At 60.3% G+C, this 21,273-nt stretch carries 17 protein-coding genes and 1 pseudogene; 5 read left to right on the top strand and 13 right to left on the bottom strand.

The window, feature by feature from the left end; translation table 11 throughout:
• Window positions 1-121: 121 nt before the first annotated feature.
• The 8 genes from HGO40_RS10920 to HGO40_RS10885 all read right to left on the bottom strand — a co-directional run bounded on the left by HGO40_RS10920 (window position 122) and on the right by HGO40_RS10885 (window position 9,689).
• On the bottom strand, window positions 122-547 hold the full coding sequence (locus HGO40_RS10920) for a GNAT family N-acetyltransferase (RefSeq protein ID WP_250962996.1): 426 nt from the start codon (window positions 545-547) through the stop codon (window positions 122-124).
• Window positions 540-1,706 carry a ribosomal protein uL16 3-hydroxylase gene (locus tag HGO40_RS10915; RefSeq protein WP_250962995.1) on the bottom strand — a complete coding sequence of 389 codons (1,167 nt, stop codon included), beginning with the start codon at window positions 1,704-1,706 and terminating at the stop codon, window positions 540-542. The genes HGO40_RS10920 and HGO40_RS10915 overlap by 8 nt, the downstream gene beginning before the upstream one ends.
• An 84-nt stretch (window positions 1,707-1,790) precedes the next feature.
• Window positions 1,791-3,161: an adenylosuccinate lyase gene (gene purB / locus HGO40_RS10910; RefSeq protein WP_250962994.1), complete on the bottom strand. Its 1,371-nt coding sequence runs from the start codon at window positions 3,159-3,161 to the stop codon at window positions 1,791-1,793.
• Window positions 3,162-3,406: 245 nt separating this feature from the next.
• Window positions 3,407-4,030: a high frequency lysogenization protein HflD gene (gene hflD / locus HGO40_RS10905; protein WP_053123192.1), complete on the bottom strand. Its 624-nt coding sequence runs from the start codon at window positions 4,028-4,030 to the stop codon at window positions 3,407-3,409.
• Window positions 4,027-5,151 (bottom strand): tRNA 2-thiouridine(34) synthase MnmA, encoded by a 1,125-nt coding sequence (gene mnmA, locus HGO40_RS10900; RefSeq protein WP_250962993.1) that lies wholly within the window; start codon window positions 5,149-5,151, stop codon window positions 4,027-4,029. The genes hflD and mnmA overlap by 4 nt, the downstream gene beginning before the upstream one ends.
• Before the next feature lie 59 nt (window positions 5,152-5,210).
• Entirely contained in the window at window positions 5,211-5,657 is a 447-nt protein-coding gene (locus HGO40_RS10895) for an NUDIX hydrolase (RefSeq protein ID WP_186709771.1), read from the bottom strand.
• Between the two features lie 426 nt (window positions 5,658-6,083).
• Window positions 6,084-6,965: a hypothetical protein gene (locus tag HGO40_RS10890; protein WP_250962992.1), complete on the bottom strand. Its 882-nt coding sequence runs from the start codon at window positions 6,963-6,965 to the stop codon at window positions 6,084-6,086.
• A 498-nt stretch (window positions 6,966-7,463) separates the two neighbouring features.
• Window positions 7,464-9,689 (bottom strand): NADP-dependent isocitrate dehydrogenase, encoded by a 2,226-nt coding sequence (locus HGO40_RS10885; RefSeq protein WP_250962991.1) that lies wholly within the window; start codon window positions 9,687-9,689, stop codon window positions 7,464-7,466.
• Window positions 9,690-10,171: 482 nt separating this feature from the next.
• On the opposite strand from HGO40_RS10885, the gene icd reads away from it, so the two are divergent.
• Window positions 10,172-11,428: an NADP-dependent isocitrate dehydrogenase gene (icd, locus tag HGO40_RS10880; RefSeq protein ID WP_250962990.1), complete on the top strand. Its 1,257-nt coding sequence runs from the start codon at window positions 10,172-10,174 to the stop codon at window positions 11,426-11,428.
• An 80-nt stretch (window positions 11,429-11,508) separates the two neighbouring features.
• On the opposite strand, the gene cspD is transcribed toward icd, so the two are convergent.
• The gene (gene cspD, locus HGO40_RS10875; RefSeq protein WP_250962989.1) at window positions 11,509-11,775 is read right to left on the bottom strand and encodes a cold shock domain-containing protein CspD; all 267 of its coding nucleotides are present in this window, start codon (window positions 11,773-11,775) and stop codon (window positions 11,509-11,511) included.
• Window positions 11,776-12,002: 227 nt separating this feature from the next.
• Here cspD and clpS point away from each other — a divergent pair, with 227 nt between their 5' ends.
• Window positions 12,003-12,365 (top strand): ATP-dependent Clp protease adapter ClpS, encoded by a 363-nt coding sequence (gene clpS / locus HGO40_RS10870; RefSeq protein WP_003180089.1) that lies wholly within the window; start codon window positions 12,003-12,005, stop codon window positions 12,363-12,365.
• A 29-nt stretch (window positions 12,366-12,394) separates the two neighbouring features.
• Window positions 12,395-14,665: pseudogene (gene clpA / locus HGO40_RS10865) on the top strand (ATP-dependent Clp protease ATP-binding subunit ClpA).
• 284 nt (window positions 14,666-14,949) lie between these two features.
• Here the strand turns inward: clpA and infA are convergent.
• The 4 genes from infA to trxB all read right to left on the bottom strand — a co-directional run bounded on the left by infA (window position 14,950) and on the right by trxB (window position 17,773).
• Window positions 14,950-15,168 carry a translation initiation factor IF-1 gene (gene infA / locus HGO40_RS10860; RefSeq protein ID WP_002553999.1) on the bottom strand — a complete coding sequence of 73 codons (219 nt, stop codon included), beginning with the start codon at window positions 15,166-15,168 and terminating at the stop codon, window positions 14,950-14,952.
• Between the two features lie 122 nt (window positions 15,169-15,290).
• A complete protein-coding gene (locus HGO40_RS10855; protein ID WP_250962988.1) occupies window positions 15,291-15,998 on the bottom strand; it encodes an arginyltransferase in 708 nt (235 codons plus the stop codon).
• Between the two features lie 57 nt (window positions 15,999-16,055).
• Window positions 16,056-16,736: a leucyl/phenylalanyl-tRNA--protein transferase gene (aat, locus tag HGO40_RS10850; RefSeq protein WP_250962987.1), complete on the bottom strand. Its 681-nt coding sequence runs from the start codon at window positions 16,734-16,736 to the stop codon at window positions 16,056-16,058.
• Window positions 16,737-16,813: 77 nt separating this feature from the next.
• Window positions 16,814-17,773 carry a thioredoxin-disulfide reductase gene (gene trxB, locus HGO40_RS10845; protein ID WP_250962986.1) on the bottom strand — a complete coding sequence of 320 codons (960 nt, stop codon included), beginning with the start codon at window positions 17,771-17,773 and terminating at the stop codon, window positions 16,814-16,816.
• 319 nt (window positions 17,774-18,092) lie between these two features.
• Here trxB and HGO40_RS10840 point away from each other — a divergent pair, with 319 nt between their 5' ends.
• Together HGO40_RS10840 and lolA are read left to right on the top strand one after the other, a co-directional pair.
• The gene (locus tag HGO40_RS10840; RefSeq protein ID WP_250962985.1) at window positions 18,093-20,498 is read left to right on the top strand and encodes a DNA translocase FtsK; all 2,406 of its coding nucleotides are present in this window, start codon (window positions 18,093-18,095) and stop codon (window positions 20,496-20,498) included.
• 58 nt (window positions 20,499-20,556) lie between these two features.
• On the top strand, window positions 20,557-21,180 hold the full coding sequence (lolA, locus tag HGO40_RS10835) for an outer membrane lipoprotein periplasmic chaperone LolA (RefSeq protein WP_250962984.1): 624 nt from the start codon (window positions 20,557-20,559) through the stop codon (window positions 21,178-21,180).
• Window positions 21,181-21,273: the final 93 nt, after the last annotated feature.

Here is a 21,273-nt window from a genome sequence, read left to right as displayed (position 1 = left end):
CCCCGCCGCGCCCGCCTCCCGCCGGGCGCCGCCGCGGCCCCGGGTTTGGGGCCGGGCTGCGCAGCCCAGCGGGAGCAAGCTCCCTCGCCACAGGGTATTGTGTTGCTGCTTCTAGCAGTGTTCAGGCCGAGCGCCGCACCATGTCCACATGAGGAATCCCGGCCTCCAGGAACTCCTCGCTGACCACCGCAAACCCCAACCGCTGATAGAACGGCGTGGCGTGCACCTGGGCGCTGAGCATCTGTTGCTGGAGCCCACGCTTCTCGGCTTCGGCGATCACGGCGTGCATCAGCGCATCGCCCACCTTCAGGCCGCGCCAGTCCTTGAGGACCGAGACCCGGCCGATATGGCCATCGGTCAGCAGGCGCGCGGTGCCGATGGGGAAGTCGCCTTCGAAGGCCAGGAAATGTACGGCATCCTGATCATCCGAATCCCATTCCAGTTCGGGTGGTACGGATTGTTCGGCAATGAACACGGTCTCACGAATGCGCCGGATCTCGGCGTTATCCTTTTGCCAGTCTGCGACACGAACGTGAATCTTATTCATCGGCGAATCCCAGGCTGCCTTGCTTGACCAGCTCGCAGACCAGGCCGCGACCGTCTTCGTCGGCCAACCATGGGCCGAGGTTTTCGATGTGCAGGGCGTCGGCGGCGCAGATCATTTTCAGCAATTCACGCAGCTTGCCCGGCAGGTAGCGGCTCTGGCCGCTGGCGAACAGCAGCAGGTCATCATCGACTTCCGACCAGGCCAGGCGCGCGCTCGGGTTGCGGATGATCACGGCGCCTTGTTCCAGGCTGGCCAGCAGGTCGTCTTCTTCCAGTTCCGGGCCCACCACCAGCTCCGGGTAGCGTGGCTCGGTCATGACCTGGCCGAACCAGGTCAGCAGCAGGCGCTCGTCGCTCATATCCTCGGCCAGCAGACCCTTGAGGCGGTCGAGGGCGTCGTGCTGGATCTGGTGCGGGTCGGCCACCGGGCGGGCGTCGGCGTCGGTGTAGCGCTCTTCGTCCGGCAGGAACTGGCTCAAGAAGTCGGTGAAGTGGGTCAGCACTTCAGCGGCGCTCGGCGCACGGAAACCCACCGAGTAGGTCATGCAGTCGTCCACGGCCACGCCGCAGTGGGCCCGGCGCGGCGGCAGGTAGAGCATGTCACCGGGTTCCAGGACCCACTCGTCAGTGGCTTCGAAGTCGGCGAGGATGCGCAGGTCGGCGTGTTGCAGCAGTGGGCTTTCGGAGTCGCACATCTGGCCGATTTTCCAGTTGCGCTGGCCATGGCCCTGCAACAGGAACACGTCATAGTTATCGAAATGCGGACCCACGCTGCCACCCGGGGCGGCAAAGCTGATCATCACGTCGTCGATGCGCCAGCTCGGCAGGAAGCGGAAGTTTTCCAGCAGTTCGCTGACTTCCGGTACGAACTGATCCACCGCCTGCACCAGCAGGGTCCACTCGCGCTCCGGCAGCTTGCTGAATTCGTCTTCGGCGAACGGGCCGCGACGCAATTCCCAGGGGCGCTCGCCGTGCTCGATCACCAGGCGCGATTCGACTTCTTCTTCCAGGGCCAGGCCGGCCAATTCGTCGGCATCGATCGGGCTTTGGAAGTCAGGAATCGCCTGACGGATCAGCAGGGGTTTTTTCTGCCAGTAGTCGCGCAGGAACTCCCGTGCCGTGATGCCGCCCAGGAGTTGCAGAGGAATATCAGGATTCATGTGTAACCTATTGAAAAAATATACTTTTCAGACGCGAATAAAAACGCCCGGCGCGGCCGGGCGTCTCAAAGGTAAAGCGATGGATCAGATGCGCTTGGCTTGTGCCGCCGCGTTGCCGATGTAGCTGGCTGGCGTGAGCTTCTTCAGCTCGGCCTTGGCTTCGGCAGGCATGTCCAGGCCATCGATGAAAGTCTGCAGCGCTTCAGGGCTGATGCCCTTGCCGCGGGTCAGTTCTTTCAGCTTTTCATACGGGTTTTCGATGTTGTAGCGACGCATCACGGTCTGGATCGGCTCGGCCAGGACTTCCCAGCAGGCGTCCAGGTCGGCGGCGATCTTCTGCTCGTTCAGTTCCAGCTTGCTGATGCCCTTGAGGCTGGCTTCATAGGCAATGACGCTGTGGGCAAAACCCACGCCCAGGTTGCGCAGCACGGTGGAGTCGGTCAGATCGCGCTGCCAGCGGGAGATCGGTAGTTTGCTCGCCAAATGCTGGAACAGTGCGTTGGCGATGCCCAGGTTGCCTTCGGAGTTTTCGAAGTCGATCGGGTTGACCTTGTGCGGCATGGTCGAGGATCCGATTTCGCCAGCGATGGTGCGCTGCTTGAAGTAACCCAGGGAGATGTAGCCCCAGATGTCACGGTCGAAGTCGATCAGGATGGTGTTGAAGCGTGCGATCGCATCGAACAGCTCGGCGATGTAGTCGTGCGGTTCGATCTGGGTGGTGTACGGGTTGAAGCTCAGGCCCAGTTCGTCTTCGATGAAGGCGCGGGCGGTGGCTTCCCAGTCGATGTCCGGGTAGGCCGACAGGTGGGCGTTGTAGTTGCCCACGGCGCCGTTGATCTTGCCCAGCAGCGGCACGGCAGCCACTTGGGCGATCTGGCGCTCCAGGCGGTAGACGACGTTCGCCAGTTCCTTGCCCAGGGTGGTTGGCGAAGCCGGTTGACCGTGGGTGCGCGACAGCATTGGCACGGCGGCGAAGCGGATCGCCAGCTCGCGGATGGCCTGGGCGGTCTGGCGCATCAGCGGCAGCATCACCTCATCACGGCCTTCGCGCAGCATCAGGGCGTGGGACAGGTTGTTGATGTCCTCGCTGGTGCAGGCGAAGTGGATGAACTCGCTGACATTGGCCAGTTCCGGCAGCTTGGCCGCCTGCTCCTTGAGCAGGTATTCGATGGCCTTGACGTCGTGGTTGGTGGTGCGCTCGATCTCTTTGACGCGCTCGGCGTGCTCCAGCACAAAGTTTTCCGCCAGGGTGTTGAGCACCGCGTTGGCTTCGGCGGAGAACGCCGGGACTTCAGGGATGGCAGGGTGAGCGGCCAGGCGCTGGAGCCAGCGCACTTCAACCAGGACGCGGGCACGGATCAGGCCGTACTCGCTGAAAATCGGGCGCAGGGCCTGGGTTTTGCCGGCGTAGCGGCCGTCAACAGGGGAAACCGCAGTGAGCGAAGAAAGCTGCATGGGGTGTTCTCGGACAGTCGGGCAACGAAATGGGGCGCGTATCATACATGAAAACCAGCGCCGGTCCGTCGCCAACTGACCGGCGTGTTACGCGTAACAAGATAAAGCTGTTCATTACCTGTGGCGAGGGAGCTTGCTCCCGCTGGGGCGCGAAGCGGCCCTGAATCCGAGCCGCGCGCTGGATCCGCCGGGCTCAGGGGGCTGCGTTGCAGCCCAGCGGGAGCAAGCTCCCTCGCCACAAAGGCTTATTCGTTGCGCATCAACGGGTAAAGCTCTTTCAGCAATTTGCGTCGGCTGATCACCAGTTGCCAGCGATGGCCACCCAACTGCCGCCACAGCCGTGCCGAGCGGATCCCGGCCAGGAGCAGGGCGCGGATCTTCGAGGCGTTGCTCGGCTGTTGCAGGTTACGCATGTCGCCATGCACCTGGATGCGCTGGCGCAAAGTGCTCAAGGTGTCCTGGTACAGCGAGCCGCAGGCCGCGACGACGTTTTCGTGAGCCGGGCCGAAGTGTTCGACCTGGGACTGGATCTGCGGCAAGCGTTTGCCGATGGTCTCCAGCAGGTCGTCGCGCTTGGCCAACTGGCGCTCGAGGCCCAGCATCGACAGGGCATAGCGCAGCGGTTCGCGTTGCAGGGCGCTGGGGTCGCGCTCCAGGGCGCCAATCAGCGCACGGTAACCTTCACGCAGATTCAAGTCGTCGCCGCCGTAGACCTCCAGGGTGTCCTTGGGGTCGCGAACCAGCAGGCTGCCCAACATGCAGGCCACGCCTGCTTCGGAGGCCTGGCCGGTCTTGGCGATCCGGTCCACCAGCACGGCGGCGAGAAACACACCGCCCAATGCCGTCAGTTGTTCCTGGATAGGGGTCATGCCTGGCTGCTCCAGGGTTGCGCGACTTCGATCACGCCGCCGCCCAGGCAGACGTCGCCGTCGTAGAACACCACGGACTGGCCGGGGGTGACCGCCCGCTGCGGGTCATCGAAGGTGGCGCGGTAGCCCGTGGCGGTTTTTTCCAGGGTGCAGGGCTGGTCGCCCTGGCGATAGCGAACCTTGGCCGTCAGGCGGCGGGGCTCGCTGAGGTCGATCGGGTTGACCCAATAGATGTCGGAGGCGAGCAGGGCGCGGGAAAACAGCCAGGGATGGTCGTTGCCCTGGCCGACGATCAGCTCGTTGTGTTCCAGGTCCTTGACCAGCACGTACCACGGCTCTTCGCCGGCGTCTTTCAGCCCGCCGATGCCCAGGCCTTGGCGCTGGCCGATGGTGTGGTACATCAGGCCATGGTGACGGCCGATGACCTCGCCTTCGGTGGTCTTGATCTCGCCCGGCTGGGCCGGCAGGTATTGCTTGAGGAAATCGCTGAAACGACGCTCGCCAATGAAGCAGATCCCAGTGGAATCTTTCTTCTTGGCTGTGGCCAGGTCATGTTTCTCCGCAATTGCCCGTACTTCGGGCTTTTCCAGTTCGCCCACCGGGAACAGGGTCTTGGCGATCTGCTCGCCGCCGACGGCATGCAGGAAGTAGCTCTGGTCCTTGTTCGGGTCCAGGCCCTTGAGCAGTTCGGTGCGGCCGTCGATGTCGCGGCGACGTACGTAGTGGCCGGTGGCGATCAGATCCGCGCCGAGCATCATGGCGTAGTCGAGGAACGCCTTGAACTTGATTTCGCGGTTGCAGAGGATGTCCGGGTTCGGCGTGCGGCCGGCCTTGTATTCGGCCAGGAAATGCTCGAACACGTTGTCCCAGTACTCGGCGGCGAAGTTGGCGGTGTGCAGCTTGATGCCAATCTTGTCGCACACGGCCTGGGCGTCCGCCAGGTCGTCCATGGCGGTGCAGTATTCGGTTCCGTCGTCTTCTTCCCAGTTCTTCATGAACAGGCCTTCCACCTCGTAACCCTGCTCGATCAGCAGAAGGGCGGAAACGGAAGAGTCCACGCCGCCGGACATGCCGACTATGACGCGTTGTTTGGGAGTGTTCGAAGAGGCTGGATCACGCATAGTAATTCAATGAGTGTCTTGAAAAAGGACGCGATTCTATCAGGCCCGGGCGCGCAAGGCTAAAGAGAAGGGCGGATAAGCTCCAGGCTATGGCGATGGCCGGCCAGATAATCGTCGATGCAACGGATGATCAGCTCGCTGCGCCAGTGTTCGCGCTGTTCGAGCAGTTCGTCGCGGGTGAGCCATCTGGCGCCGAGGATGCCGTCGTCCAGTTGGTATTCGGGATGGTGTTTCAGGGCCTTGGCGGCGAAGCAGACCCGTTGGTAGGTCACGCCGTTGCTCGGGGCGGTGTAGAGGTAGATGCCGGTGACGCTGGTGGGCTCGACGTCCCAGCCGGTTTCTTCGAGGGTTTCGCGCACGGCGGCTTCGATCAGGGTTTCGTTGGGGTCCAGGTGGCCGGCGGGCTGGTTGAGTACTGCGCGTCCGCCCTTGGACTCTTCCACCATCAGGAAGCGGCCGTGGTCTTCGACGATGGTGGCGACGGTGATGTGGGGGTGCCAGTTCATAAGGCTCCTTTATTTCTCAGGTTGGGATGTGGGCTGCCGTGGGGGTGTTGATCGAGTACATATCCGTTTTCGTAGTAACTGACAGCCGGCCTGTCTCCGGCGGCTCTACTTCAATCCAACTGTGGGAGCGAGTTTGCTCGCGATAGCGGTGGGTCAGTCAATATCAATGTTGAATACTACATCGCAATCGCGAGCAAGCTCGCTCCCACAGGGGAATCTATTGTCAGGGGAAATAGGGTGTGCCAGAAACACAAACCCCGGCACAAGGCCGGGGTTCGTGGTGCTTCCTTACAACCTTACACCAGCGCAGCAATCGCGTCGCACCAAATTACTCACCGATTTGCGACATGCGTCCCTCTTGTTAGTGCCGCCAATTCAGTATGAAAATTTGCTCAAGCCTTCATGGCTATCCAAGTCTGAAACTTCTTAGAGAGCAATACATATCGCATTGGGGGCGTGGATAATGTACGAGGCGTCTCGGATGTCGCAAAGTCTGCTTGTAAAGGATTTTATTGTAATGGTTACCTCTTTTTTTGATGCGTCGTGGTCGAATTCTACGACAGCGGTTGCATCCGAAAACCCATCTTTGATGGTCATGGTCGTTAATCCGGTGGGATATCCTTTGTCCGGTGTGAGGTAGTACTCGGAGGCCAGCGTTGGGTTGCCCGAGCCGTGTCGATCGACCTTGATTATTTGTCCGGAGGGAAGTTCTCTGTAAACGTCGCAATCCGAGAAATAGATATTGACGTTGGATAAAAAAGAAAACTTCTCCGTGTCCCGAATAATAACCTGCGATGCCTTATTTTTAGGGGCGGGAGATACAGTTTCGGCTGAGGAGTATTGAATGAGCTTGTCGTTGATCTGGACGTTGCACCAGGCGCCAGCTGCATCTATCTGGTGAACGTCGGATTTGCCTCGTGCTTCCATTCCAAGGCTAATGCCAGACAGAAAGTCATCGAAGATCCAATAACGAGCTTCGACAGCAGCGCCAGGTGAACTGGTTGCGTAGGTGATCTGGTTTCCGAACTTGTTTGCGTTAAAGCTGTATGTAGTGGACGGGCTTTCGAATCGTATTTCTTGAGAGGAGGTGGCGTAGCCATATCTCTGTCCGTGTTCGTTGATGCGAGTATTTATGGAAATAATTCCTCCAGCCGAAGCTCCTAAATAGCTTAGTTCGTTATATTCATAAGGCTCGTTTAAGCCCGACCTGCCGTACACGGTGGGGGATACTGTCAGCACTTGGAAGTCCCAATTGCCCACGGAGAAGGGCATTTGAGCGGGGGCGATGATTTGAACATTCTTGTTCATGGCGTGTTTCCTCAAACGTAGGAGTTAGAATTGAGTTTTCAACACTTGCTGCTCAATGAAAAACTCAAACCTGTACAAAAAAGATTGCTATCGCCTGAGATAAGGAGATGTAGCAACCGAGTTTCGCTCCACTTGAGGTCGATACCGCTGCGGGCAAATCCTGCCCGATCTGACTCTCTCTCGTTCTCCTGCCGAGACATCCCGCATCCCAAGATGCTGAAAGGGGCGTGTTTGGATCACGCTGGGGCCTTCAACTTCATGGTCTATTTCATGCGCCTTCAGGGAAGAGGGCGTACTTAGAACGATGTTATTGAGCTTAGGTCATCTCCTGACGCTGTCAAATAATCCTCCTGCGCCGAAGACCGTTTCAACTTAGAGTTCAGGGCACAAGAAAAATGCCCGCATCTTGCGATACGGGCATTTTTCAATCGGTCGAAGGGGTGGTTTGCACAGTCCGACAAAAGCGGGGCTGCGAATATTCCCTGCAACCTTCCGGCCTTACACCAGCGCAGCAATCGCCGCGTTGAAGGTGTTGCTCGGGCGCATGGCCTTGCTGGTCAGTTCCGGGTTGGCGGAGTAGTAACCGCCGATGTCCACGGGCTTGCCTTGCACGGCATTGAGTTCGGCAACGATCTTTTCTTCATTGTCGGTCAATGTCTTGGCCAGGGAAGCGAACTGGGCCTTGAGGGCTGCGTCGTCATCCTGGGCGGCCAGTGCCTGGGCCCAGAACAGGGTCAGGTAGAAGTGGCTGCCGCGGTTGTCGATGCCGCCGACCTTGCGCGAAGGCGACTTGTTGCGGTCCAGGAACTCGCCGGTAGCCTGGTCGAGGGTCTTGGCCAGCACCAGGGCTTTCGGGTTGTTGTAGGTCACGCCCAGGTGTTCGAGGGACGCGGCCAGGGCCAGGAACTCGCCCAGGGAATCCCAGCGCAGGAAGTTCTCTTCCAGCAACTGCTGAACGTGCTTGGGTGCCGAACCGCCGGCGCCGGTTTCGAACAGGCCACCGCCGTTCATCAGCGGCACGATGGACAGCATCTTGGCGCTGGTGCCCAGTTCCATGATCGGGAACAGGTCGGTCAGGTAGTCGCGCAGCACGTTGCCGGTCACCGAAATGGTGTCCTTGCCTTCGCGGGTGCGGCCCAGGGTGAACTTCATCGCGTCGACAGGCGACATGATGCGGATGTCCAGGCCGCTGGTGTCGTGGTCCTTCAGGTAGGCCTGGACCTTCTCGATGACCACGCCATCGTGGGCGCGCATCGGGTCCAGCCAGAAGATCGCCGGGGTGCTGCTGGCGCGGGCACGGTTGACGGCCAGCTTGACCCAATCCTGGATCGGCGCGTCCTTGGTCTGGCACATGCGGAAGATATCGCCAGCCTCGACGTTCTGCTCCAGCAGGGTCTGACCGTTGTTGTCCGAAACACGCACCACGCCGGCGACCTTGATCTGGAAGGTCTTGTCGTGGGAGCCGTACTCTTCGGCTTTCTTGGCCATCAGGCCGACGTTCGGCACGCTGCCCATGGTGGTTGGGTCGAAGGCGCCGTGTTGCTTGCAGTCTTCGATCACCGCCTGGTAGATGGTGGCGTAGCAGCGATCCGGGATCACGGCCTTGGTGTCGTGCAGCTGGCCGTCGGTGCCCCACATCTTGCCGGAGTCACGGATCATGGCCGGCATCGAGGCGTCGACGATGACGTCGCTCGGCACGTGCAGGTTGGTGATGCCTTTGTCGGAGTTGACCATCGCCAGGGATGGGCGCGCCGCGTAGACCGCCTGGATGTCGGCTTCGATCTGCGCCTGCTGTTCGGCCGGCAGGGCCTTGATGCGGGCGTACTGGTCGCCGATGCCGTTGTTCAGGTTGAAGCCGATCTGCTCCAGCACTTGCGCGTGCTTGGCCAGGGCGTCTTTATAGAACTCGGCCACGATCTGGCCGAACATGATCGGGTCGGAGACCTTCATCATGGTGGCCTTGAGGTGGACCGACAGCAGCACGCCTTTTTGCTTGGCGTCTTCGATTTCGGCGGCGATGAACTCGCGCAGGGCGTTTTTGCTCATCACGGCGCAATCGAGGATCTCACCGGCTTGTACGGTGGTCTTTTCCTTCAGGACAGTGGCAGTGCCGTCCTGGGCGATCAGCTCGATTTTCACGCTGCCGGCGGCGTCGATCAGGGCGGCTTTTTCGCTGCCGTAGAAATCGCCGGTGCTCATGTGGGCTACGTGGGACTTGGAGTCCGCGGCCCAGGCGCCCATCTTGTGCGGGTGCTTGCGGGCATAGTTCTTGACCGACAGCGGCGCGCGACGGTCGGAGTTGCCTTCGCGCAGGACCGGGTTCACGGCGCTGCCCTTGACCTTGTCGTAACGGGCGCGCGCGTCTTTCTCGGCATCAGTGGTCACGGTTTCCGGGTAGTCCGGCAGTGCGTAGCCCTGGGCCTGCAATTCCTTGATCGCGGCCTGCAGTTGCGGCACCGAGGCGCTGATGTTCGGCAGCTTGATGATGTTGGGTTCAGGCGTAACGGCCAGGTCGCCCAGTTCGGCGAGGTGGTCGGCTACGGCTTTGTCACCCAGTTGCTCGGGGAAGCTGGCCAGGATGCGCCCTGCGAGGGAGATATCGCGGGTTTCCACGGCGATATCGGCCGAAGCGGTAAAGGCTTCGACGATCGGCAACAGCGAATAGGTGGCGAGGGCAGGCGCTTCGTCGGTGAAGGTATAGATGATCTTCGAGCGGGTGGGCATATTCGGATTAACTCTCTTCTTTGCTAAAGCATGCGCAGAAACTCGAGGGGCGCCGGGTAAGCGCGTTCGTTCAAAGTCATCCGTGAGCCGAATGTCGAGGTTTCTTCGCGGTGATGTTGGGTGCATCAGTCGAGCGTCAAGCGGTCGGGCCGCGGTAACGGTCCGGCTTTCAAAATGGCGGAAAGTCTCGTAATAGAGCCGTCAGCCGTCGTGACCCTGTGGTCAGCGGCGGCATTATACATAGGTAGCTGGCGATCTGCCGATGGTTCATAGACTTCCGTACACGTCCATTGGTCTAAACGTCGCAGTACTCCTGGGGCGGACTATGCTCATGTTTGGCGCTTTTCCCTTGGTTTTCAGGCTTGTACACGGCGAAGTGCAAGGCTTTGCCATGGATGGGCCTAACGTAGGGTTTGCGTGCCGATTCAACTGGGGTACGCTCGAACGCAGCCAGATGTTCAATCCAAGCAATGGAGTTCAGCATGGGGTATCAAAAGATTCAGGTTCCAGCCGTCGGTGACAAAATCACCGTCAATGCAGACCATTCTCTTAATGTTCCCGACAACCCGATCATCCCCTTCATCGAAGGCGACGGCATTGGTGTCGATATCAGTCCGGTCATGATCAAGGTTGTGGACGCTGCGGTTCAGAAGGCCTATGGCGGCAAGCGCAAGATTTCCTGGATGGAAGTCTATGCCGGTGAGAAAGCGACCCAGGTCTACGACCAGGACACCTGGCTGCCCCAGGAAACCCTGGATGCGGTCAAGGACTACGTGGTGTCCATCAAGGGCCCGCTGACCACGCCGGTCGGTGGCGGTATCCGTTCGTTGAACGTAGCGCTGCGCCAGCAGCTCGACCTGTATGTGTGCCTGCGCCCGGTGCGCTGGTTCGAAGGTGTGCCAAGCCCGGTCAAGAAGCCTGGCGACGTGGACATGACGATCTTCCGGGAGAACTCCGAGGACATCTACGCGGGCATCGAGTGGAAGGCCGGTTCGGCCGAGGCCACCAAGGTCATCAAGTTCCTGAAAGAAGAAATGGGCGTGACCAAGATCCGCTTCGATGAGGATTGCGGCATCGGCGTCAAGCCGGTTTCCAAGCAGGGCACCAAGCGCCTGGCTCGCAAGGCCCTGCAATATGTGGTCGATAACGATCGCGATTCGCTGACCATCGTGCACAAAGGCAACATCATGAAGTTCACCGAAGGTGCCTTCAAGGAGTGGGCCTACGAAGTGGCGGCCGAGGAATTCGGCGCGACCCTGCTCGACGGTGGGCCGTGGATGCAGTTCAAGAACCCGCGCACTGGCAAGAACGTCATCGTCAAGGACGCCATCGCCGATGCGATGTTGCAGCAGATCCTGTTGCGTCCGGCTGAATATGACGTGATCGCCACCCTGAACCTGAACGGTGACTACCTGTCCGACGCCCTGGCGGCGGAAGTGGGCGGTATCGGTATCGCGCCGGGCGCCAACCTGTCCGACACCGTGGCGATGTTCGAGGCCACCCACGGTACCGCGCCCAAGTACGCTGGCAAGGACCAGGTCAATCCGGGTTCGCTGATCCTGTCGGCGGAAATGATGCTGCGTCACATGGGTTGGACCGAAGCGGCCGACCTGATCATCAAGGGCACCAATGGCGCGATTTCGGCCAAGACCGTGACCTATGACTTCGAACGCTTGATGGAGGGTGCCAAGCTGGTGTCGTCCTCGGGCTTCGGCGAGGCCCTGATATCGCACATGTAAGCGAATCGGCCCTCAGCGCGAATGCCCGGCTCGAGTGATCGAGCCGGGCATTTTTATTTAGGTGGTGTGGCGACTGCCGGTCAATGGGGTTCGGTGACCCTGCGACTCACTTCGACAGGGGCGGGTGCGCCTTCGACAGCGGCAGCTTGAATTTTGACCGCATGCAGGCCCTTGGGGCCCTGGATGATCTCGAACGTCACGGATTGCCCGGCCTTCAGGGTCTTGTAACCGTCCATCTGGATCGCCGAATAATGGGCGAACAGGTCTTCATCCCTGCCTTCCTCAAGAATGAAACCGTAGCCCTTGGCATTATTGAACCATTTCACCTTACCCTTCACGCCCGACATAACCCATTTCCCTCTGCAACGCACTCCATCACTGGAGTATCATCCAGTCCATCCGCAGGCTAATCTTGTTAACAGGATAGATTCCACGGACCTTTTTAACCCACGATGGGCTCTATTGGTTGTAACACCGATTTCCCGATAGTCAAGGTGGCTCCGGTGGTCGTGGTTGAAATCGCCCACAAGCGCCCCCATCACTGTATTCGCCAACTAAACGAACCTTTCTTTCCATGCATGCAGTCAGCCAGATTCGACTAACATTCAATCAGGATCGCCCGGATCTACACGACGACGATTCCGCAGGCATTGCTGTTCAGGAAGCAAAGCCCGCATTACAGGCGCCACCGATGTACAAGGTGGTTTTGTTCAACGATGACTACACACCGATGGATTTCGTCGTCGAAGTGCTCGAGGTGTTTTTTAACCTGAATCGGGAGCTGGCGACCAAGGTCATGCTGGCCGTCCATACAGAGGGACGGGCAGTATGTGGAGTGTTTACCCGCGACATCGCCGAGACTAAGGCCATGCAGGTCAACCAGTACGCCCGGGAAAGCCAGCATCCGCTACTCTGTGAAATCGAGAAGGACGGTTAACGCCGACCACTTGGGTATGAGGTGAAGCTATGTTAAACCGCGAGCTCGAAGTCACCCTCAATCTTGCCTTCAAGGAGGCTCGTTCGAAGCGTCATGAATTCATGACCGTCGAACACCTGCTGCTGGCCCTATTGGATAACGAGGCTGCCGCCACCGTTTTGCGTGCCTGCGGCGCGAACCTCGATAAACTCAAGCATGATCTGCAGGAGTTCATCGACTCCACCACGCCATTGATCCCCGTTCATGACGAGGATCGCGAAACCCAGCCAACCCTGGGCTTCCAGCGTGTCCTGCAACGTGCTGTCTTTCATGTACAGAGCTCGGGCAAGCGTGAAGTCACCGGCGCCAACGTACTGGTTGCGATTTTCAGCGAGCAGGAAAGCCAGGCGGTGTTCCTGCTCAAGCAGCAGAGCGTTGCGCGTATCGATGTCGTCAACTACATCGCCCATGGCATCTCCAAGGTGCCGGGGCATGGCGATCATTCCGAGGGTGAACAGGATATGCAGGACGACGAGGGCGGTGAGTCTTCTTCTTCAGGCAACCCGTTGGATGCCTATGCCAGCAACCTGAACGAACTGGCGCGCCAGGGACGTATCGATCCGCTGGTCGGGCGCGAGGCGGAAGTCGAGCGCGTGGCCCAGATCCTGGCCCGGCGTCGCAAGAACAACCCGTTGCTGGTGGGCGAGGCTGGCGTGGGCAAGACCGCGATTGCCGAAGGCCTGGCCAAGCGCATCGTCGACAACCAGGTGCCGGACCTGCTGGCCAACAGCGTGGTCTATTCCCTCGACCTGGGTGCCTTGCTGGCCGGTACCAAATACCGGGGCGATTTCGAGAAGCGCTTCAAGGCGTTGCTCGGCGAACTGAAATAACGTCCGCAGGCGATCCTGTTCATCGACGAAATCCACACCATTATTGGTGCCGGGGCGGCGTCAGGCGGGGTCATGGATGCCTCCAACCTGCTCAAGCCGTTGTTGTCGTCGGGGGATATCCGGTGCATCGGCTCGACCACGTTCCAGGAATTCCGCGGGATCTTCGAGAAAGACCGTGCCCTGGCCCGGCGTTTCCAGAAAGTCGATGTGTCGGAGCCTTCGGTGGAAGATACCATTGGCATCCTGCGCGGCCTGAAGGGGCGTTTCGAGCTGCACCACAACATCGAATACAGCGATGAAGCCCTGCGTGCGGCGGCTGAACTGGCCTCGCGCTACATCAATGACCGGCACATGCCGGACAAGGCCATCGACGTCATCGACGAGGCGGGTGCCTACCAGCGCCTGCAGCCCGTGGAGAAACGGGTCAAGCGCATCGAAGTGCCACAGGTCGAGGACATCGTCGCGAAAATCGCGCGTATTCCGCCCAAGCACGTCACCAGTTCCGACAAGGAACTGCTGCGTAACCTGGAGCGTGACCTGAAGCTGACGGTGTTCGGCCAAGATGCGGCCATCGACTCGCTGTCGACCGCCATCAAGCTGTCCCGTGCCGGTCTCAAGTCGCCGGACAAGCCGGTCGGCTCGTTCCTGTTCGCCGGTCCTACCGGTGTCGGCAAGACCGAGGCGGCACGGCAGCTGGCCAAGGCGATGGGCATCGAGTTGGTGCGCTTCGACATGTCCGAGTACATGGAGCGCCACACCGTATCGCGTCTGATCGGTGCGCCTCCGGGTTATGTCGGTTTCGACCAGGGCGGCCTGTTGACCGAAGCCATCACCAAGCAACCGCACTGCGTATTGTTGCTCGACGAAATCGAGAAGGCGCATCCGGAAGTCTTCAACCTGCTCCTGCAGGTCATGGACCACGGTACGCTGACCGATAACAACGGGCGCAAGGCGGACTTCCGTAACGTGATCGTCATCATGACCACGAACGCCGGTGCCGAAACCGCGGCTCGCGCTTCGATCGGTTTCGCCCATCAGGACCACTCGTCCGATGCGATGGAAGTGATCAAGAAGAGCTTCACGCCTGAGTTCCGCAACCGCCTGGACACCATTATCCAGTTCGGTCGCCTCAGCCATGAAGTCATCAAGAGCGTGGTGGACAAGTTCCTTACCGAACTTCAGGCCCAGCTCGAAGACAAGCGTGTGTTGCTGGAGGTCACCGACGCGGCCCGCAGCTGGCTGGCGGAAGGTGGTTACGACGTGACGATGGGCGCGCGGCCAATGGCTCGCTTGATCCAGGACAAGATCAAGCGTCCGCTGGCAGAGGAGATCCTCTTTGGCGAGCTGGCCGAGCATGGCGGTGTGGTTCACATCGACATCAAGGACGGCGAGCTGACCTTCGACTTCGAAACCACGGCTGAAATGGCCTGATCGTTAGCTGCAATAAAGCAAAAGGCGCCGAAAGGCGCCTTTTTGCTGTTCCATGCCTACACCAGGCGCTGCTGTGGGCATGGAACAAGATTGCGTTTCATCAATCCCTGTGGGAGCGAGCTTGCTCGCGATAGCGGTGGGGCAGCTTGCATCAACGGTGCTTGTGCCGCCGCCTTCGCGCGCAAGCTCGCTCCCACAGGGGGGGGCGTGTGTTTCTGACGATTGGGGCAAATCCCAGGCAAACAAAAACGCCCGGCATCAGCCGGGCGTCTTGTATTGACTTGTTAGCGAGCGCGGTAAGTGATGCGCCCTTTGCTCAAGTCATAGGGCGTCAGCTCGACGCGCACTTTGTCACCGGTAAGAATACGAATGTAGTTCTTGCGCATCTTGCCGGAGATATGCGCGGTTACGACGTGCCCATTTTCCAACTCCACACGAAACATGGTGTTGGGCAGGGTGTCGACGACAGTGCCTTCCATTTCGAAGCTGTCTTCTTTCGACATGCAGTAAAGCCCTCGGTATCCAGTGAATGGCCCGGTGCAACTGCGCCAGGCAAAAGCGGCGTGCATTGTGCCCGAAAAAGGGGGTTCAAGCCAAGGGGTTCTAGCTTTTAAGCCGAAGGGGGCTAACTCAGGACAACCCACCGCTGGTTAACCAGCAATTCGATAGGCCGATATTGGGTCTTGTAGTTCATTTTCTTGCAGTTCTTGATCCAGTAGCCCAGGTACACCGCTTCCAGCCCCAGGCGCCGCGCTTCGTTGATTTGCCAGAGAATGGCAAAGCGCCCCAGGCTGCGCCGTTCCTCTTCGGGCTCATAGAAGGTGTACACCGCTGAAAGGCCGTTGGGTAGCAGGTCGGTGACAGCGATGGCGACCAGTCGCCCCTCGAGGCGGAATTCATAAAAGCGGGAAAACGGCAGGTCACGCACCAGGAAGGTCGAGAACTGATCCCGGCTGGGTGGGTACATGTCGCCATCGGCATGGCGTTGTTCGATGTAGCGTTGGTACAGGTCGAAGTATTCTTCGGTGAACTGCGGCTTGGCCGGGCGGACCTGAAGGTCGGCGTTGCGCTTGAAAATGCGCTTCTGCTGGCGATTGGGCAAAAACTGCGCCACCGGAATGCGCGCCGGGACGCAGGCGTTGCAATGTTGGCAGTGGGGCCGGTAAAGGTGGGCGCCGCTACGACGAAAGCCCATTTCCGACAGGTCTGCGTAGACATGCACATCCATGGGCTGGCTAGGATCGAGGAACAGCGTCGTGGCCTGCTCCTCCGGCAGGTAACTGCAAGAGGGGGGCTGAGTGGCATAGAACTTCAAACGCGCCAACTCGGTCATGAATCAACCCTCGGATGAGCTTTAAATCTAATTGTAAGCCAGGAGCGCGGATGTCGCTCAGCAAACCCAGGTCGCACGGTTGGGTTGGTCCAGGTGCGCCTCCAGATACTCGGCGAACCGCGTGCGCGGGATCGAGCGGGCGCCGAGGCTGTGCAGGTGCTCGGTGGGCATCTGACAGTCGATCAGCACGAAACCGGCGGCCTTGAGGTGTTGGACCAACATGGCGAAGCCGAATTTCGACGCATTGTCGGCTCGGCTGAACATGGATTCGCCAAAAAATAGCTGGCCCATGGCCAAGCCATACAGGCCGCCCACCAACGCCCCTTGGTCCCAGACTTCCACCGAATGGGCGAAACCGCGCCGATGCAGTTCCAGATAAGCGGTTTGCATGGCCTCGGTGATCCAGGTGCCGTCGGCGTAGTCCCGTGGCGCGGCGCAGGCCTGGATAACCGCGGCAAAATCCTGGTCGAACGTCACGTCATAGCGCTGCTTGCGCAACAGCTTGCCCAGGCTGCGGGAGATGTGCAGTTCGTCGGGAAATAACACCGTGCGTGGGTCTGGCGACCACCACAGGATCGGTTGTCCCTCGGAAAACCAGGGGAAGCAGCCGTGGCGATAGGCCTGGATCAGCCGGTCGGCCGACAGGTCGCCACCGGCGGCCAATAACCCGTTGGGATCGCGCATGGCTTTTGCCAGTGGCGGAAATTCGAAACTGTTGCGTTGTAACCAAGTCAGCATGGGTGTCCGGCTTGTAGAAGGGGAGGGCGGGGTGACGGGGCTCGCCCGTCACGAGCACCCGCCGGGAAGGTTAACCGTCAAACGGTCGGGATGTCATCGAGATACTTCTCCGCGTCGAGCGCGGCCATGCAACCGGCGCCGGCGGAGGTAATCGCCTGGCGATAGACATGGGCGGCCACGTCGCCAGCGGCGAATACGCCTTCGATATCGGGCGCGGTGGCGTTGCCTTCGCTGCCGCCGCGCACGAGCAGGTAGCCGTCGCGCATCGCCAACTGGCCCTGGAACAGATCGGTGTTGGGTTTGTGGCCGATGGCAATGAACACCCCGGCCAGGGACAGGGTGCTGGTTTCGCCGCTCTCGCTGTGTCGCAGGCGCGCGCCGGTCACGCCGCTGGCGTCACCCAGGACTTCATCCAGATTCTGGTTCCAGTGCAGTTTGATATTGCCGCTGCTGGCCTTTTCGAAGAGTTTGTCCTGGAGGATTTTCTCGGCGCGCAGCTTGTCGCGGCGGTGGACCAGGTGCACTTCTCGGGCGATGTTCGACAGGTACAGGGCTTCCTCGACCGCGGTATTGCCGCCACCAACCACCGCCACCACCTGGTTGCGATAGAAAAAGCCATCGCAGGTCGCACAGGCGGAAACCCCTTTGCCGGCGAAGCTTTCTTCCGAGGGCAGTCCCAGGTACTGGGCCGAGGCGCCGGTGGCAATGATCAGCGCATCACAGGTATAGGTGCCGCTGTCGCCGATCAATTCGAACGGGCGCTGCTGCAACTTGGCGGTGTGGACATGGTCGTAGACGATCTGCGTGTCGAAACGCTCGGCGTGCCGTTGCATGCGCTCCATCAGCACCGGGCCGGTCAGGCCTTCGACATCGCCGGGCCAGTTGTCGACTTCCACGGTGGTGGTGAGCTGGCCACCGGCCTGTATGCCGGTTATGACAACGGGTTTGAGGTTGGCGCGGGCGGCATAGACAGCAGCGCTGTACCCCGCAGGGCCGGAACCGAGAATGATCAGGCGGGAATGCTTCACTTCGCTCATAAAAAACACCTCATAAGCCTTTGTCACAAAAGAGAATGCATGGTCCAATTGACGCGTGTGCACCTTGAGTCCGGCTATGCTGCTACCCAGCGCGCGGCCAATGCCTTGGCGTCGACAAACCCGTACAATGCATGGGTTTTGAACGCAGGATGACCCAAAGATCAAAATTTTCCGCCGCACCGGCAGTTTTCTGGATGCACCTCACAGTGGTAAAAGTAGTACCGGTTGTGCACATTCACTTTTTTACCTGCTCGTCATGGGCAGTTTTTTATAGTCATTCAACAGATGGACGCGCCGTTGGCGCAGGAAAAGAAGCGTTTTGAAGAAATCCACCGCAGCACCCAAACCAGTCGTTCCGCTCTGGCGCCAGCAATTGCACTACCGGCTCAAGGAAGGTGCGTTGATCGCCATCGGCGCCCTGTGCCTGTTCCTGATGATGGCCTTGCTGACCTACGGCAAGGACGATCCGGGCTGGAGCCATAACAGCAAGATCGACGATGTGCAGAATTTCGGCGGTCCGGCCGGCTCCTACAGCGCCGACATCCTGTTCATGGTGCTGGGCTATTTCGCCTACATTTTCCCGCTGCTGCTGGCGATCAAGGCCTACCAGATCTTCCGTCAGCGCCATGAGCCGTGGCAGTGGAGCGGCTGGCTGTTCTCCTGGCGCCTGATCGGCCTGGTGTTCCTGGTGCTGTCGGGAGCCGCGCTGGCCCATATCCATTTCCATGCGCCCACCGGCTTGCCGGCCGGGGCGGGCGGTGCCCTGGGGGAAAGCCTCGGCGACCTGGCCAGGAACGCCCTGAACATCCAGGGCAGCACGTTGTTGTTCATTGCCCTGTTCCTGTTCGGCCTGACGGTGTTCACCGACCTGTCCTGGTTCAAGGTCATGGACGTCACCGGCAAGATCACCCTCGACCTGATCGAACTGATCCAGGGTGCCGTCAACCGCTGGTGGGCGGCGCGCACCGAGCGCAAGCAACTGGTGGCGCAACTGCGTGAAGTCGACGACCGCGTCCACGACGTGGTGGCCCCGACCACACCGGACAAACGCGAGCAGGCCAAGGTCAAGGAACGCCTGATCGAGCGTGAGCAGGCGTTGAGCAAGCACATGTCCGAGCGCGAAAAACAGGTGCCGCCGGTCATTACCATGGCCCCGCCCAAGCCGCCGGAGCAGAGCAAGCGCGTGCAGAAAGAGAAACAGGCGCCGCTGTTCGTCGACAGCGCGGTGGAAGGCACCTTGCCGCCGATCTCGATCCTCGACCCGGCCGAGAAGAAGCAGCTCAATTATTCCCCCGAATCCCTGGCGGCCGTCGGCCACTTGCTGGAGATCAAGCTCAAGGAGTTCGGCGTGGAGGTCTCGGTGGACTCGATCCACCCGGGCCCGGTGATTACCCGTTACGAAATCCAGCCGGCCGCTGGCGTGAAGGTCAGCCGCATCGCCAACCTGGCGAAGGACCTGGCGCGTTCCCTGGCCGTGACCAGCGTGCGGGTGGTGGAAGTGATTCCCGGCAAGACCACCGTGGGCATCGAGATTCCCAACGAAGACCGGCAGATCGTGCGCTTCTCCGAAGTGCTGTCGACGCCTGAGTATGACAACCACAAGTCGCCGGTCACCCTGGCCCTGGGCCACGACATCGGCGGCAAGCCGGTCATCACCGACCTGGCGAAGATGCCCCACCTGCTGGTGGCCGGTACCACCGGTTCCGGTAAGTCGGTGGGGGTGAACGCGATGATCCTGTCGATCCTGTTCAAGTCCGGCCCGGAAGACGCCAAGCTGATTATGATCGACCCGAAAATGCTCGAATTGTCGATCTACGAAGGCATTCCGCACCTGCTGTGCCCGGTGGTCACCGACATGAAGGACGCCGCCAACGCCTTGCGCTGGAGCGTCGCCGAGATGGAGCGCCGCTACAAGCTGATGGCGAAGATGGGCGTGCGCAACCTTTCGGGCTTCAACGCCAAGGTCAAGGAGGCCGAAGACGCCGGTACGCCATTGACTGACCCGCTGTATAACCGCGAGAGCATCCACGACGAAGCGCCGCTGCTGCACAAGCTGCCGACCATCGTGGTGGTGGTGGACGAATTCGCCGACAGGATGATGATCGTCGGCAAGCAGGTCGAAGAGCTGATCGCCCGTATCGCCCAGAAGGCCCGTGCGGCCGGTATACACCTGATCCTCGCCACGCAGCGGCCGTCGGTGGACGTGATCACCGGCCTGATCAAGGCCAACATCCCGACCCGCATGGCGTTCCAGGTGTCGAGCAAGATCGACTCGCGGACCATCATCGACCAGGGTGGCGCCGAGCAATTGCTGGGTCACGGTGACATGCTCTACATGCCGCCCGGCACCAGCCTGCCGATCCGTGTGCACGGCGCGTTCGTGTCCGACGACGAAGTGCACCGCGTGGTGGAAGCCTGGAAGTTGCGCGGCGCCCCTGAATACAACGACGACATCCTCAACGGTGTCGAGGAAGCCGGCAGCGGTTTCGAAGGCAGCAGTGGCGGCGGTGACGACGATGCTGAAACCGATGCGCTCTATGACGAAGCGGTGCAGTTCGTCCTGGAAAGCCGTCGGGCCTCGATTTCCGCCGTACAGCGCAAGCTGAAGATTGGCTACAACCGCGCCGCCCGCATGATCGAAGCCATGGAAATGGCCGGGGTGGTGACGGCCATGAACACCAACGGTTCGCGCGAAGTACTGGCGCCGGGCCCGATGCGCGACTAATGACCCGGGCGGCCTGCTGCAGCGCCGCCCGCACCCCCACGACTTCATGAGGACTCCCATGCGCCTGATTCGCATGCTGCTGTTGCCCGTACTGGCCTTGTCTACTTTCTCGGCCCACGCCGGCGAAAAGGACGTGGCTCGCCTGACCCAGTTGCTGGGCGGCTCCCAGACCCTGACCGCACGTTTCTCCCAGCTGACCCTCGATGGCGGCGGCACCCAGTTGCAGGAAACCGCCGGCGACATGGCCCTGCAGCGTCCGGGCCTGTTCTACTGGCACACCGATGCGCCAGCCGAACAGCTGATGGTCTCCGATGGCAAGAAAGTCTCCCTGTGGGACCCGGACCTGGAACAGGTCACGATCAAGACCCTCGACCAGCGCCTGACCCAGACCCCGGCGCTGTTGCTCTCCGGTGACATTTCCGAGATCAGCCAGAGCTTCGACATCACCTCCAAGGAGGCCGGTGGCGTGATTGACTTCATCCTCAAGCCCAAGACCAAGGACAGCCTGTTCGATAGCCTGCGCCTGTCGTTCCGCAATGGCCTGGTCAACGACATGCAGTTGATCGACAGTGTCGGCCAACGCACCAATATCCTGTTCACCGGGGTCAAGGCCAATGAGCCGATTGCCGCGTCCAAGTTCAAGTTCGACATCCCCAAGGGTGCCGATGTGATCCAGGAATAACCTGCCGGAACCTTGTATGTGGGAGCGGGCGTGGGGTGAGGCGCTTAGGGTTGCCTGACGAGATATGATGATTGATTCTGCGCTTCAGTTCGC

Origin of the sequence: Pseudomonas sp. CG7 (genome assembly GCF_023701885.1) — a bacterium.
Classification (GTDB): Bacteria; Pseudomonadota; Gammaproteobacteria; order Pseudomonadales; family Pseudomonadaceae; genus Aquipseudomonas; species Aquipseudomonas zanjanensis.
The sequence above is the reverse complement of the archived record's forward strand: the minus strand, read 5'-3'. Positions and strand labels throughout refer to the sequence as shown.

Excerpts from the sequence above, each read along its gene's own strand:
- HGO40_RS10920 (WP_250962996.1), bottom strand. The coding sequence starts at position 547 with ATGAATAAGATTCACGTTCGTGTCGCAGACTGGCAAAAGGATAACGCC.
- HGO40_RS10915 (WP_250962995.1), bottom strand. The coding sequence starts at position 1,706 with ATGAATCCTGATATTCCTCTGCAACTCCTGGGCGGCATCACGGCACGG.
- purB (WP_250962994.1), bottom strand. The coding sequence starts at position 3,161 with ATGCAGCTTTCTTCGCTCACTGCGGTTTCCCCTGTTGACGGCCGCTAC.
- hflD (WP_053123192.1), bottom strand. The coding sequence starts at position 4,030 with ATGACCCCTATCCAGGAACAACTGACGGCATTGGGCGGTGTGTTTCTC.
- mnmA (WP_250962993.1), bottom strand. The coding sequence starts at position 5,151 with ATGCGTGATCCAGCCTCTTCGAACACTCCCAAACAACGCGTCATAGTC.
- HGO40_RS10895 (WP_186709771.1), bottom strand. The coding sequence starts at position 5,657 with ATGAACTGGCACCCCCACATCACCGTCGCCACCATCGTCGAAGACCAC.
- HGO40_RS10890 (WP_250962992.1), bottom strand. The coding sequence starts at position 6,965 with ATGAACAAGAATGTTCAAATCATCGCCCCCGCTCAAATGCCCTTCTCC.
- HGO40_RS10885 (WP_250962991.1), bottom strand. The coding sequence starts at position 9,689 with ATGCCCACCCGCTCGAAGATCATCTATACCTTCACCGACGAAGCGCCT.
- icd (WP_250962990.1), top strand. The coding sequence starts at position 10,172 with ATGGGGTATCAAAAGATTCAGGTTCCAGCCGTCGGTGACAAAATCACC.
- cspD (WP_250962989.1), bottom strand. The coding sequence starts at position 11,775 with ATGTCGGGCGTGAAGGGTAAGGTGAAATGGTTCAATAATGCCAAGGGC.
- clpS (WP_003180089.1), top strand. The coding sequence starts at position 12,003 with ATGCATGCAGTCAGCCAGATTCGACTAACATTCAATCAGGATCGCCCG.
- infA (WP_002553999.1), bottom strand. The coding sequence starts at position 15,168 with ATGTCGAAAGAAGACAGCTTCGAAATGGAAGGCACTGTCGTCGACACC.
- HGO40_RS10855 (WP_250962988.1), bottom strand. The coding sequence starts at position 15,998 with ATGACCGAGTTGGCGCGTTTGAAGTTCTATGCCACTCAGCCCCCCTCT.
- aat (WP_250962987.1), bottom strand. The coding sequence starts at position 16,736 with ATGCTGACTTGGTTACAACGCAACAGTTTCGAATTTCCGCCACTGGCA.
- trxB (WP_250962986.1), bottom strand. The coding sequence starts at position 17,773 with ATGAGCGAAGTGAAGCATTCCCGCCTGATCATTCTCGGTTCCGGCCCT.
- lolA (WP_250962984.1), top strand. The coding sequence starts at position 20,557 with ATGCGCCTGATTCGCATGCTGCTGTTGCCCGTACTGGCCTTGTCTACT.